Raw genomic sequence first — 14373 nt, forward strand, 5'->3', positions numbered from 1 at the left:
ATTGGTATAGCTAAAAAATATAAGATATACTCTCCATCTTAGCCAAGCAAAAACCCTGTTACCAAAGATAACAGAGTACTCACTCACTCAAAACCATTGTTTTGACTTAATTCTTTAAACCAATAACCTGATTTCTTAATAATCCGTTCTTGAGTTTCCAAATTCAATTCAATCAGGCCATAACGGTTTTTATAGCTATTGAGCCAAGACCAGCAATCGATAAAGGTCCACATGAGGTAGCCTGTACAGTTGGCCTCGTCTTGAATGGCACGGTGGAGCTGGCGCAGATGGCCTTTGACAAAGTCAATACGATAATCATCTTGGATAAAGCCATCTTTACGGAATCTTTCTTCATCTTCAACTCCCATTCCATTTTCCGTCAGCATCCATTCGATATTGCCATAATTTTCTTTGATATTTTGAGCGATATCATAAATCCCTTGCTCGTATATTTCCCAGCCACGGTGGGGATTGATTTTACGACCAGGCATGACATATGGCTCATAGAAATGCTCTGGCAGGAGTGGACTGTCCGGATGCTTTGCAAAACGCGGTGCCATAACCCGCAAAGGCTGGTAGTAATTGACTCCAAGGAAGTCCACGGTGTGCTCGCGAATGAGTTCCAACTCCTCCGCTGTATAATCTGGCAGCAAATCATGCTCAGACAAAATCTCCACTAACTCCTCTGGATAAGTCCCTAAAACAGATGGATCTAAGAAAGATTGGGCTTGGAAGAGGTCTGCAATACGCGCAGCCTTCACATCAGCAGGATGTTGGCTTCGGGGATAAGCCGGTGTCAAGTTTAGGACAATCCCAATCTTAGAGTCAGGCAAGATTTCATGACAAGCCTTGACTGCAAGACTACTAGCTAGTTGTGTGTGATAGGCTACCTGAACCGCTGCTTTTGCATCTACCTTGTGAGGATAATGGGCATCATAAAAATAGCCAAACTCCACCGGAACGATAGGTTCATTAAAGGTAATCCATTGATCTACCAAGTCCCCATAGGTCTCAAAACAGAAACGAGCATAGTCAACATAGGCCTTGATGGGTGCCTTATTTTCCCAACCATCCCCATCTTCTTGAAGTGCAAAAGGCAGGTCAAAGTGGTAGAGATTGACTAAAAGGCGGATTCCCTTAGCCTTAATGGCTTCAAAGACCTGTCTGTAGAAAGCCACTCCTTGAGGATTAACTTCGCCTCGGCCTTGTGGGAAAACCCGTGACCACTGGATAGAAGTTCGAAAGGCTGTATGACCTGTCTCGGCTAGAAGATCAATATCTTGCTCCCAATGTTCATAAAAAGTAGATGTTTGTTCTGGGCCGATTTCATTGTAGTAGCGATTAGGCTCCACTTTGTACCAGTAATCCCAAAGATTGTCACCCTTGCCGTCACCAGGCACGCGGCCTTCAGTTTGCGGACCAGATGTGGAAGAACCCCAAACAAAGTCTTTTGGAAATGTAAGCATATGGTTACCTCACTTTATAAAGTCACCTTCATTATACTCTTTCTGATGGTATAAAAACAGGACCTATTTATTCCAATTTTTCTGCTTTTTAAAGAGAAAAATTCTAAATAGATCCTTAGCTTTATCTGATTCATTAGTCTACTTGCTGGCGGTAGGCCTTTGGCGACTTGCCACAGAGTTTTCTAAATACTTTGTAGAAATATCCAACATTGCTGTAACCCACTGCATAACAGACATCTTCAATACTGTCATTGGTTGACAAAAGCAACTGTTGGGCCGCCTTAATTCTCTGCTTATTCAGAAGCTCAGCAAAGGTCGAATTGGTCTCACGCTTAATCAACTGTCCTAGGTAGACCGGATTAATAAAGAGGTCTTTACTGATATCCTTTAAAGACAGATCCTTTTGATAATCGCGACCAATGACTTCTAGAACACTGGCGACGTTTTCATTCATACGATACTGAGCAAATAGATGAGTTAGCTTTTGCTTAATATAATCTAGCAGGTCCTCAAAGGACATCATGCCTTCAATCTCCTTGATAATGCTGGTCATATCATCTGGTTTCAAATGCTCGAACAAATGATAAACATCCATCATAAATTGAATAAAGAGCTGTTTGGTAATCGATATCCTTGGTGTGTGACTCAAGACGACACCTTTTAGCAAGTCTAATTCGTCCAAAATCTGATTGATATTCCCCTGAATAATCACACGATACATGGGTTCATAGTATTGGAAAAGGGGATCCGCCTGATGCAGGCCAACCGTTCCATAAAAGACAACTTTCTCAAGATTGGATTTGAATTGTTGCAAATTATCTTTGTAAGGAGGCTCCAGCTCTATCTGGTAGAGGCTCTCTTCTTTCGTATGTGATAGGAAAAGATATAAGGTCTGACCAGATACGGAATAAGAAGTAGAAGCGATACCTTGAGGGATTCGACTAGCTCCTAGCCAAATTGTTCCTTCCTTTTCTAACAGTCTAGTCAAATCCTCCTCTGATAGACCATCTTGGAAAATTGCTTCCATTTGATGGTGAGAAGATTGGTCAAATTGCTTGGAAAGTTTCTCTAAAATAGCTGCAAGCTCAACCTTATTGACAGGTTTGACCAAATAATCAGCCACCTGCAAATTTAGGGCCTTTTTGACATATTCAAACTCCTGATAGCCTGACAAGATGATAAAGGCGAGTTTAGGTAGGCTTTCTTTCATCTGGGCAATCATTTCTAGGCCATTCATACCTGGCATATTGACATCGGTGATGACCAAATCAACAGGGTGGTTTTTAACATAGTCTAGCGCTTCTTCAGCATCATTGGCTGTTGCCACAACCTCCATATTCCATTTTTCAAAAGGGATGAGAACTTTCAGACCTTCGGTAATCATGTATTCATCATCAACTAGTAATACTTTATGCATGGTGTTTTCTTATTCATCCTTGATCTCTATAATATAGCGAACGCCCCTATTTTCTCCCGACTCTACAGCAATGCTATAGCGATCTCCAAAGAAAAGCAAGAAACGTTCGTGGATATTGATAATCCCAATCGAGGTCCTTTTCTCCTTATTTTCCGAATTTTCCAATTGACGATTGGCTAAAATTTGTTGGATTTCTGCAAGCTTGTCAGCCTTTATTCCACGGCCATTGTCTTGAACAATGATTTGAACTGCATCAGATTTTTTCAAGACTTTGACACTGATTACATTATCCTTTCTGCGATAGTCCACGCCGTGGACGAAATAGTTCTCCACCAAAGGCTGGATAGTAAACTTAGGAATAATCATTCCTTTAAGCTCCTCAGCAATGGTAAAGCCATAAGCAACCGAGTTTGGATGGCGCACCATACAGAGATAACTATACTTACGACAGAACTCCAATTCGCTTTCCAAGGTTACCTGCGTCTCATCAGAAATATTGTTTCTCAGCAAGCTACTAAATTCATAAATAATATCCGCAAGTTCTTCTTGGCTCTTCATAACCGCATACATACGGATAAACTCCAGAGTGTTATACATAAAATGCGGATTGATTTGGGCCTGCAGAGCCCGCATATTGGCATCTTTTTGACTCAGCTGTAGCTGGTAGATGTCATGAATATTGCGGTCAAGATTATCCAACATGGTGTTGGTGTTATCAGCAATCAAGAGCAATTCCTGCTCCTTGGTTGCAGTCTCAATCCTTAGGTGACTGTCTCCTTGTCCTATCGCTTGGATCGTATCCACCAAATCAATAACTTGGCTCTGATAGTTGCGGAATACTCGTTGCAGAATCAGATAAAGACTTCCTGTTAGAATTGCACTAATAGCCACTATGGCAAGGGCATTTACTAAACTTCTCTCTAAAACATAATGTTCTGGAACAGCCACTTGAACACCATAGCCATGAGGTGTCTCCTTGACCAGCCAATTCTTACTTTTCCCTTCCCCAAATGTCAGCATATTTTTTTGAAATGGAGAAGTTATTTTTACCAGTACAGGGGTTGTATTTCGAATATTGTCAATCGTTTGTTCAAAAACTTGAGAATCAATCGTTAGATAAGCGACCCCGATATGGTTGCTGGTGACGCTGTCATAAATAGGGATTGGAAAAGCATTCTTAGCTGGCTTATATTTACTAGCTTCAACTTGCATTCCTCCTTGTTTTTGACGAGTTGAAACAAAGACTGTCTTATAATCCTGCAACGCAACATCAAAACCTGCCACAAAATCATTCTGCAGATAAATATCGGCAATATTCTCGTGTAGCGAAACTTCAACAATCCCAAGAAGACCATTATTTAAACGCCAATAAATGTATTCGGATGGCGACATGGTGAAATAATTATAGACACCTTCCAACTTGGCCTGGTTACCTACAAGGCTTTTAGTGATTTGAACACCACGCTGATAGTAGGATTCAACTTCGTCAACAAGTCTTGTTGAAATACGCTGAGAAGTTTCTGTTACTTCTTGAACCTTGGACTGCCAACTGGCATAAGAGATTAACAAAGCTACAAAACCGACAATGACAAACATGGTCATCGCATAGACTCTTAGCAAGGAATTTAACCAAAATTTTTTCATGGTTGGTCCACTAATCTAGAAGCAATCAACTGATAGACTGGTTCTAATAAATCACTGATAAAGAAATGCCAAGCACCCAGAAAGACAAAGAAAACCAAGGCAGGCATGTAATAAAAGATTGCCATAATCATGGCCGTTCCAAATGCAATCTTAAACATTGCACCTACATTCAAAAACATGCCAATAAAGGAAAGCTTAATCGAATTAATATAAGATAACTCGAAATAAACTTGCAATTTCAAATAAACCGCGTAAGCTAGTGGCAACAAAAGAGCTAAAAGCAGGTTTAAAATACTGATAATCACAGTTAAAATAGACTGAGGAAGCTGAACAAGAAGATAGAGGCCATACAAGAAAACTGCCTCAATTGAAAGTAGGGTATAAAAAACCTGATTAGAACGAAGAAAGTTCTCTTTAAATAAAGACCAAGCCTCTTGCCACTTATAAGCTTTATAATCATATCGGTATTGAGCAAAAAGAGTCATTAAAACCGTACTAGCAGGTGCTAGACCAAACAAGACACCACCACAGAGAGTCAGGACTAAAAAAATTCCCGATGCCAGCATTGCCATATAAATTTTTTGAAAAATTAATTCAATAAATTTTCCCATATCCTACCTCTTCTATTTCATCTTCAATCTAAAGTTCATATAAACAAATTATACCATATTTTAGATCCTTGCTCTTTTCAAAATTGAACAATCGAACAAGAAAAAAACAAGGAGGTCGGGATCTACGTCCCAACCTCAATGTTTACCTCGGCTTATTTTTTAGCAGCCAAAAATTCATCGTATTGTTTTTGCATTTCTTTCAGTACTCTGTCGTAAGCACCTTCAGATTTTAGTTTTTCCATCAATTCTGGAATAGCTTTTTCTGGGTCCACTGTACCAGTGTTAATTGCTGTATCAAATTGTTGCATTGTGTTTGTAACAGCTGTGATATCAGATTTAACTGGTTCTGTGTTGAAGATAAATCCAAGAGCTGGTGATTCTTTTGCTTCAGCCAATTCTTTCTTAGAATCTTCAATTTGTTGATCAGTTACATTTTCGTTGATGTAAAGGATCCAGTTGTTACCAGTGTTCCATCCAGACATGTGAGTGTTTCCGTTATAGCCATCCAAGACTTTTACACGGTTTTCTGAACCTTTAACTTTTTCCCAGTTTTCTCCTTCTGGTCCATAAACAAGTCCATTAAGAAGTTCTGGGTTAGTGTTCAATTCGTTCAATACTTGCATTGCTTTTTCTTTGTTCTTAGAGTTGTTTGAGATGACAAAGTTAGCAACTTGAGTTGTTTGGTTTTTCTTGATGAATTTAGTAATTGGTTTGATTTCGATCTTACGGTTTGCCACACGTGAAAGCAAGCTGTTACCATAGTCAGCAGGACCTACTGTTTCTTCACGAACAAGCCATGTATCACTGTTGTGTTCGTAAGTGGTATCACTTGTTGCTACGTCTTTAGGAATGTATCCAGCATTGTAGAATTTGTGAAGAGTCTTCAAGTGTTCTACGAAGCGAGGAACTTCATAACGGTTGACGATCTTAGTAGTGTCACCTTCCATATCGATAACAAATGGAAGACCGTTTGCTACTGGGTAGTCAAAGTTTTCTGATGGAATGAAGTTTTTACCAATTGCAAATGGAACAACGTTTGGATCTTTTTCTTTGATTGCTTTCAAAACAGGTTCAAGTGTTTCATATGAAGTTACGTTTGAAATGTCAATTCCATATTTTTCCAAAAGTGGACCATTGAAAGCAAAGTTTTGTGATGATGCAACGTTAGCCGCTACTGGAACAGCATAGATCTTACCATTTACAGTGTTACCTTTGATGTAAGCAGGATCGAGTGCTTTATAAAGTTCTTTTCCTTCTTTCTTATAAAGGTCTGTCAAATCAGCATATGCACCTTTTTGAGCAGTTACAACATAGTTATCAGCAAAAGCGATATCATAGTTTTCACCAGATGAAGTAATTACAGACATTTTCTTGCTGTAGTCACCCCAACCAAGGTATTGCATTTCCAATTTAGCATTGACTTTCTTTTCCAAGATCTTGTTAGCATTTTCCAACAATTTGTCCAAGTTGTCTGGTTTATCACCGATTTGGTACATCTTAATGGTTGTTGGACCATTTTCTGAACTAGATGATTTACTGCTACCGCAGGCAGCCAAAGCTGTAATCAAGAGTGCGCTGGCTGAGAAGAGTGCGACTTTTTGCCACTTTTTCATAAGAAAAACTCCTTTATTTTTATTTTTTAATAAACAATTTAATGAACTGATAAGCTCAGTTACGAAGCTTGCTTCAAGGAAGACCAAACTTGACAGGCAGGTTTAGGACTTTTATTCCTTGACCCCACCAATCGTTAAACCTTTTACGAAATAACGTTGGAAGAATGGGTAGAGCATTGCAATTGGCAAGGTTGCCACAACCACCATGGCCATCCGACCAGTTTCTTTAGGCAGACCACTAGCTGCCCCAGCAACTTGTGATGAAAGACCTGTTGATTTTGCGATGTAGTCCATATTTGATTGGATTTGCATCAGCAAGTATTGCAAAGGATAGAAATCTGGATTTTTGATATAAAGCAAGGCATTGAACCAGTCGTTCCAATAAGCTAGAGCTGTGAAGAGACTGATTGTGGCAATACCTGGTAGAGCAAGTGGTAAACAAATTTGGAAGAAAATCCGTGTTTCACTTGCACCATCAATCTTAGCTGACTCAAGAATCGCTTCTGGAATCGTCCGCTTAAAGAAAGTACGCATCAAGATAATGTTAAATGGAGAAAGCAACATTGGTATAATCAAGGCCGCAATGGTATCTCCGATTCGTAGCAACTGAGTTACCACGATGTAACCTGGAATCATACCTGCATTAAAGAGCATGGTAATCAAAGCAAATACTGTAAAGAAGCGTTTGTATTTAAATGTTCTTCTAGAAATTGCATATGCGTATGTCGTTGTCATGAAGACATTGACGCTGGTACCGACTGCTGTCACAAACAGAGTGATAAAAAGGGAGTTTAAAATTTTGTCCTTAAACTGTACCAGGAAAAGATAACCGTCAAAGCCAAATTTAGAAGGCCAGAAGCTGAAACCATTTGTAGCTATCACAGACTCATTTGTAATAGAGATCATAATAACGAAGATAAATGGTAAGATACAAGATAGGGCAATAATCCCAATTAAAATACTGAAAAATAAGTTAGCTGGCTTACTGAAGGCATGGATACCAACGTTATCGATTTTTTCTTTTTTGATTTTTTCCGATTTTTTCATTGGTTCCTCCTTTCTAGAATAGCGCAGAATCTTTATCTATGCGACGAACAATCAAGTTAGATACTAAAACGAGTATTAAACCAACAACGGATTGGTACAATCCTGCGGCTGCGGCCATTGTGATGTCCCCAGTTCCTGAAAGTCCATTGTAGACATATACGTCCAAAACGTTGGTAACGCTATAGAGAGATCCTCCTCCTCCGTTACGGGTTACTGTATAGAAGAGACCGAAATCCGCGCGGAAGATATTTCCGACTGCTAGAATGGTCAAGACCGTAATCAGAGGTGTTAGCTGAGGCAAGGTAATGTTGCGAATGCGTTGCCACTTGGTCGCACCATCCACTGTTGCAGCTTCATAGTAGGTCGGGTCAATCCCCATAATGGTTGCATAGTATATAACACTACTATATCCAAGCCCCTTCCAAATACCCAAGAAGAGCAAAAGAGCCGGCCAAATTCCTAAAGTTGTATAGAAGTTAATGGCTTCCTTTCCAAAACCTTGAAGCAAGTGATTAATCAGTCCTTTATCAATGTTTAAGAAAGCATCTACAAAGTAACTGATAATAACCCAAGACAAGAAATAAGGAAAGAGCATCGAAGTTTGGTACACTTTCACTAACTTCTTAGATCGCATTTCACTAAAGATAATCGCAATCGCCACTGCAGCAATCAAACCTAGAATGATAAATCCAAAGTTGTAGAGCAGGGTATTACGGGTAATGATAAATGCGTCCCTCGAACTAAATAGGAATTTGAAGTTATCCCATCCCACCCATTTACTATTTAAGATACTGGCAATGAAACCATCAGGGTGAATGTGGAAATCCTGGAAGGCAACTACGTTTCCGAAAACCGGAATGTAGAAGAATAAAATCAACCAAATAACTCCTGGCAGAACCATGAGCAAGAAAACGAAATTTTCTTTTAATGTTTTTATCAACTTTTTCATGCAAATCTCCCTTTCTATTTAGTTGACACCGTTTTCACATTTCTATTATATGCTTTTTTAATAATAATTTTAAACTCCAAATTATAGAAAAAACTATACAAATTATTTATCCAATTTATAGATAAAAATGAGATGAAAAAGCCGACCCCCAAAAGGTCGGCTTTTTGCTAAGTCGTATAAATCGTTGAGGCCGTTGCAATCAAGTGCCATTGGTTGGCAGTTGTCGCTGTCAAACCTTGGTCCTTATAGAAATCATTAAAAGGCAAGATTTCTTGTTCTAATTCTTCGACACGATCGATTTGACCTCTAATGTATTTCTCTAGGCGTTCTTGTGCTCGTTTGATCCGCTTGAGTAAACCTCCAAAGCGAATGTCAATTGTGTCCAAACCAAAAATCTTATTTTCCTGCTGCCATTGACGACTAAATTGGTCCGAAAAGTCTTCAACCATTTGGTAAAGCTGGGGTAGATCTTTTTCAGCTAAGGCTGACAAATGTTCTTTATCACCATTACGATAAGCTTTCTGAATACCAGATGTTATGGAAATCTTCAAAGCTAAGAGTGCATTTAACTGGGCTTGGGTCTCAAAAATGTAGGCATATTCGCCCGCTCTTTTGCTGACTTCTCCTAACTGCTGGGCAGAGGAGGCAAAATGTTGCTTGTCTTTCTCAGGTCTGATATGCTGTTCCAACAAGGGGCAGAGAACGTCCTGATAAAGGACATAGCGATTTGGATTAATACCACTGAGGTTTTCTGGTAAACCTGGCAAGAGATTGGCCAAGTCTATTTTCATAAAATCATCAAAGTCAAGCCCTGTGCTCACTAAGAAGTGTTCTGAAACTTTCTTCAAGTCATTTCGATAAGCTAGTTCCGCCCAAATCTGCAGAGCAGGTAAGATTGAGAATTGAGAAGTTTCTCCACCATTATCTCCCCAGCCTGTCACAATCACTTCCTTGACCTGATTTTTCCTGCAGGCCTTATTGGCTTCGATGGCTACCAAGCGACTGAAATGATTGTGTGGTGTAAAGCCAATCCACTTCCAAGCGCCACCAGCAAAGGCAATATTTTGACTGATTTTATGATGATTTTGGAAGTTGCGATTGTATTTTTCCTCGCTATCCTGATAATAATCCCAATAAACCAAGGTCACTCGCTCTTTTAGACGATCCAGATAAACTCGGGTTTCTTCTGGGATTTCTACATCACGGTCGTACTGACCATCTGCAGACATGAGTTTGAAGAACATATCGCTCCACATCTGACAGTGGAAACCATACTTATCTGCAATATCCAAGACTCGCTCAAGGTGTTGACACATGAGAAGACTGCGGTTTTGGAAACCATGTTGAATCAAATAACGTCCGAGACCGACCAAGTGGGCTTCGTCCATGCCGATATTAATCTTGCGTGTACGCAGATGGGCCATGGTCTGGAACATACCTTCGATTAGGTCATAAACTTTTTCTTCACCAATCAGCAGGATATCCTCAACATCTCGCAGTTCTTGCACTTCCTTGACACCCCATTTGACAAAAGCTGACAAGTGAGCCAAGGTCTGAATACAAGGAACAAAGGCTATATCAAAATCTGCTGCATAATCTTCAATCTCTTGCAATTCTGCAACGGTGTAGCGTCCTCTGAAATAGCCAAAATAAGGCTGATTTTCTATCTCGTAGGTGTCTTCCATATAAAGTTCAAAGGTGGAATACCCCATCAAAGCCAAGACCTCAATCATCTGCTTAGCTGCGTTTAGGTTTAAGACGGCATTGCGGGAACAGTCAGCCATATAGGCCAAATCCTCATAGGCTGCTTCTTCCTCAATCTGCACTTCGTCTTGACCTGATCCAAGCGCAGAAGATAAAAGCACCAAAGCTCGATAGAGCTGATGAGGTTGCTTAAAACTAACTTGATAACGCCCCTGACGTCCTTCAACCTTGATCGATGTAGCTGAATCAGTGACAAGACTGACTTCAATCTCGCCCAAGTTCAAATAGTCTTCTAAGCGAGCAAGAGCTTTTTCTTGTTTATTAGATAATCCTAAGAATGTGGCCATTGGCCTTCCTCCTGTAACCAGTTTACTAAAGCACCATACAGATTAGCCTCTCCTTGGTAGGTGCAGGCCAGAATCTCTGGTACAACCGAATATTCTTCATAGCGATCAACATAATAAGCAATCGCTGAGCGGACACCTTGGATAAAATCAGGATTTTGGCTGATAGAGCCACCCAGACTTATCACATCCGGATCAAATAAATACTGAATATTGAGCAGGCCCTTAGCAAGGTTTCGGTTCATCTGCTCCATTGCTGCTTGGCAAGTTTCATCTCCTGCAGCCGCCGCTTCATAGATCTTCTTACCATTCCAGTCTTGCGAGCCAGTACTAGCTTGAACAGAACGAACAAGACTACCTGTTGAAGCAAGAAGTGACCAATTCCCTAGCGTCTCAGCTGGTTCAGACAAGAGCATATAACCAAATTCTCCACCCAGATGGTGCTTGCCACGGTGCAATCTGCCATTGAAAATCATGGCACCACCAATACCAGTACCAACTACCACACAGGCTGCATTTTCTAGCTCAGGGTGAGCTAGCAGCTCGCTTAAACCAACGCAGTTGGCATCATTTTCTAAATGAATCGGTAGATCATGAGAGGCTAGCTTATCATACCATGAAAAACCATGAATATAAGGCACTGCGCTAATCCCACCAATAATACCTGTTGCTCGATCAACTGCCCCAGGCACACTCATGGCAATGCCCTGGTAAGCTCGCTTAGAAAGGCAAGAATCCAACCAAGCCAGCAAGTCGCCTAAATTGTCAGGCGTTGCAAGCTCTTGCTTTTCCAGTATTTCCCCTTCTTTAGACATAGCCGCAAACTTGATACCTGTTCCACCTATATCGACTGTTGCAATGACCATGCTTTTCTCCTTTACTTATTTTATTAATTCTAAGGCTGGGGCAAGACGCCCCAGTCTCAGTTTAATCTTTTTTCAAAAGCTCTGTACGAATTTCCTGTGGTCCTAGGACTCCGGACTTTTCAGGCACTACTTCTTCTAAAAGGTTAACTAGCGTTTGGGAAGAAGTAGTCACTTCCTGCTCTTCTTGGGTCATATTATAGTAACGATGGATGATTCCTGACTCGTTTTCAGCCACTTTCAAGGCGGTTGGACAGATTTCAGGCAGGCTGAGAGCTGGGTGATCCAGGGCTTGTCCAGTTGCTACAACACTTCCTTCTTGTTTGGAAATTTGCAGAGCTGTAAACGGCGTTTGGAAGGCTTTCGCCCGACGATAAGCACTAAAGCGCTCTTGTGGCTGGTGACATTCCACAGTGTACTCAACTTGGAAGTCACGCAAGCACTGTGCTTCTGGTGTTGGGAAATAGCCCCAGTCGCCCAGTTCACCTGTTGCCCGCAGAATGGTAACAGCAATCGTATCATCACCTAAAATCTCGTATTCATTTAGACCTTTATTAGCTACTGTGACAGCTTTTTGGTCATCATAGAGGCTAACGAAGGCTTGTTGGTGCTGTGGATTTTCTGGATTTTCCCATGAAGCAGCTGGCTGGTTATTACGACGAACAACTTCATAAATGCTGTCTGAATCGTTGGTTTTACTGCTGTTGTGGGTTCTGAAAAGAACACGGATGCGGTGATCTTTAGCAGTATTTGAAAAGCGAGTCTTAAAGCGCAGTTGCGGGCTGTCCGCAAAGACTGTCAACTCAGTCGTCAAGATCATGGTTGTCACTTCTGACGAACGACCCGCTGAGCGAGTCATAAATTCAACAATGCCTTTTTGCTCTTGCTCAAGCAAGTCATCAGCACTTACTGGCAAGGTCAATTCATGACTCAACTCTACTTTAGTATAGCGTGCATTATTTTCCAAAACCTTAACGCCAGCTAGTTTTGCATAGATTGGCTCTGTATCTTTTGGCTGGAAGTAGATATACTCATTTCCAATATCACCACGATCTTCAAATTGGAGGAAGTCTTCATAGGCTTCATGAGTTGACTTATCGTAAACGGTCAAGTCTTCATCAAAGCTAACAGTCACAAACGGAGTATCAATCACGCCATTGCGGTAGAGTCCTTCATGCTCTTCTTTTGCACCAGGAAGCAATTGGAAGGTTTTCCAAGATAGAGGTGCTAGATGAAGCGGCAAAGTTACGCGCAACTGACGAGCAATATAAGCCTGACGGAAGCGATCCTTTGGAAGGTCATATTGGAAATTAGCTCCCAAATCTTCGATTTTGGCTTCAACAGGACGACCATCCAAATCCTTGACAATCAGGTCTGGAATCGTCAGATCTGCCATTCTCCGGTAGGCTTCGGTCGGATGCGCCTCCTTGAAATCACAAGTCGCAAATGTCACATCCACAGAAACTGTGTCGACCTTATCATGGAGTCCCGTATTGACAACAGTGAAGAGCAGGTCACTCTCTGCTTGACGGCTATCTAATTTTTGTTTCCATACTTCCAGCAGGTTGCCTTTGACAAATTCTCCCACTTGATTGACTTTGGCAAAGCGAGTCTCCATTTCACGGTGAACTTCGTCTACACTACAGCCACAAATACTATCGTGTGGAGCATTTTGCAAAAGGGTCTTCCAAGCATAAGTCAGCTGGTCTTTGTGATTGTGACCTCCTGTGATAACAGTCAGAGGCTCAACTACCTGCTCTAGCAAGTTACTATTTTCTTGGAAAGCTTGTTTTAGATAGATACGGGCTGAGGAAGTGTTAGCTAAAGTGTACCAACCGTCTGTTTCTTGGCTGGTCAATTCGCCTTGAACTGTAGACAATTCCTCAGGAAGAGCTACTTCCACAGCCTGCATATAGTCATCAAAAGAACTATGCACAAAGTTAATATCTGGATAAAGCTCATTGGCTACTCGGATAGCTTGGCTGAGATTGCGCTGAACTGGCTGGTGGTCACAGCCGTTCATCATCAGCCATTGGTTTGTAGAGGCGTAGCACTTCACATCTGCTAATTTTTGCTCCCAAAAAATCTTCGCTTCCTCAGGGTCGACTGGGATTTCATTCCCATTACTATACCAGTTGGCAAAAAGGATCCCTAGGACTTTACTTCCATCGGCACCCTGCCAGTACATTTCAGAGTACTGAGAAGTGAATTGCTCGTCCTCTAAGACTTGGTTATCAAATCCGATTGGCTTCACTCCTCGACCGAAAGCTGCTACATGAATTCCTGATTGCTGCAAAAGCTGAGGTGCCTGCCCCATATTCCCAAAAGTATCTGGGAAATAACCAATCTGAGTGGACTTGCCCCACTTTTTGCACTCCTGCTGACCAATTAAGGTATTGCGGACATTGGCTTCGCTGGAAATCAGATAATCATCTTGTAAGATATAGAAAGGCCCGATTTTCAGTTTGCCTTCGTCAATGTAGTGCTGTAGCTTGGCCCGATTTTCAGGACGGATTTCCAAATAATCATCCAAAACAATGGTTTGTCCATCTAGATGGAAACTTTTAAAGTCAGGATCGTTTTCAAAAAGATCAAAAAGGTTGTCAAATAACTCTACCAGCTGCATCCGGTGGGACTCAAAAGGGAGATACCATTCTCGATCCCAGTGGCTGTGAGAAATAATATGTACAGTAATATTTTCCATTTTATACCTCT

At 41.1% G+C, this 14373-nt stretch carries 10 protein-coding genes; all 10 read right to left on the reverse strand.

What is annotated here, in order from left to right; all coding sequences use genetic code 11:
• Positions 1-83: 83 nt before the first annotated feature.
• The 10 genes from PCY06_RS07905 to PCY06_RS07950 all read right to left on the reverse strand — a co-directional run bounded on the left by PCY06_RS07905 (position 84) and on the right by PCY06_RS07950 (position 14362).
• The gene (locus PCY06_RS07905) at positions 84-1466 is read right to left on the reverse strand and encodes a glycoside hydrolase family 1 protein (RefSeq protein WP_301390409.1); all 1383 of its coding nucleotides are present in this window, start codon (positions 1464-1466) and stop codon (positions 84-86) included.
• Positions 1467-1599: 133 nt separating this feature from the next.
• A complete protein-coding gene (locus tag PCY06_RS07910) occupies positions 1600-2883 on the reverse strand; it encodes a response regulator transcription factor (RefSeq protein ID WP_048777784.1) in 1284 nt (427 codons plus the stop codon).
• Positions 2884-2892: 9 nt separating this feature from the next.
• Positions 2893-4527: a sensor histidine kinase gene (locus PCY06_RS07915; RefSeq protein WP_053794399.1), complete on the reverse strand. Its 1635-nt coding sequence runs from the start codon at positions 4525-4527 to the stop codon at positions 2893-2895.
• The gene (locus tag PCY06_RS07920; protein WP_053794398.1) at positions 4524-5138 is read right to left on the reverse strand and encodes a YesL family protein; all 615 of its coding nucleotides are present in this window, start codon (positions 5136-5138) and stop codon (positions 4524-4526) included. Before PCY06_RS07920 ends, PCY06_RS07915 begins: the two co-directional genes overlap by 4 nt.
• A gap of 152 nt (positions 5139-5290) precedes the next feature.
• Positions 5291-6751 carry an ABC transporter substrate-binding protein gene (locus tag PCY06_RS07925; RefSeq protein ID WP_020992727.1) on the reverse strand — a complete coding sequence of 487 codons (1461 nt, stop codon included), beginning with the start codon at positions 6749-6751 and terminating at the stop codon, positions 5291-5293.
• A 111-nt stretch (positions 6752-6862) separates the two neighbouring features.
• Positions 6863-7798, reverse strand: coding sequence for a carbohydrate ABC transporter permease (locus tag PCY06_RS07930; RefSeq protein WP_053794396.1), 936 nt, complete (start codon positions 7796-7798; stop codon positions 6863-6865).
• Positions 7799-7811: 13 nt separating this feature from the next.
• The gene (locus PCY06_RS07935) at positions 7812-8747 is read right to left on the reverse strand and encodes a sugar ABC transporter permease (RefSeq protein ID WP_012130801.1); all 936 of its coding nucleotides are present in this window, start codon (positions 8745-8747) and stop codon (positions 7812-7814) included.
• A gap of 167 nt (positions 8748-8914) precedes the next feature.
• The gene (locus tag PCY06_RS07940; RefSeq protein ID WP_082307399.1) at positions 8915-10798 is read right to left on the reverse strand and encodes a family 20 glycosylhydrolase; all 1884 of its coding nucleotides are present in this window, start codon (positions 10796-10798) and stop codon (positions 8915-8917) included.
• Positions 10783-11661 (reverse strand): ROK family protein, encoded by an 879-nt coding sequence (locus PCY06_RS07945; protein ID WP_082307398.1) that lies wholly within the window; start codon positions 11659-11661, stop codon positions 10783-10785. Before PCY06_RS07945 ends, PCY06_RS07940 begins: the two co-directional genes overlap by 16 nt.
• Before the next feature lie 61 nt (positions 11662-11722).
• The gene (locus tag PCY06_RS07950; RefSeq protein WP_105165116.1) at positions 11723-14362 is read right to left on the reverse strand and encodes an alpha-mannosidase; all 2640 of its coding nucleotides are present in this window, start codon (positions 14360-14362) and stop codon (positions 11723-11725) included.
• Positions 14363-14373: the final 11 nt, after the last annotated feature.

It is taken from the genome of Streptococcus sp. SG1, assembly GCF_030439935.1.
Classification (GTDB): Bacteria; Bacillota; Bacilli; order Lactobacillales; family Streptococcaceae; genus Streptococcus; species Streptococcus gordonii.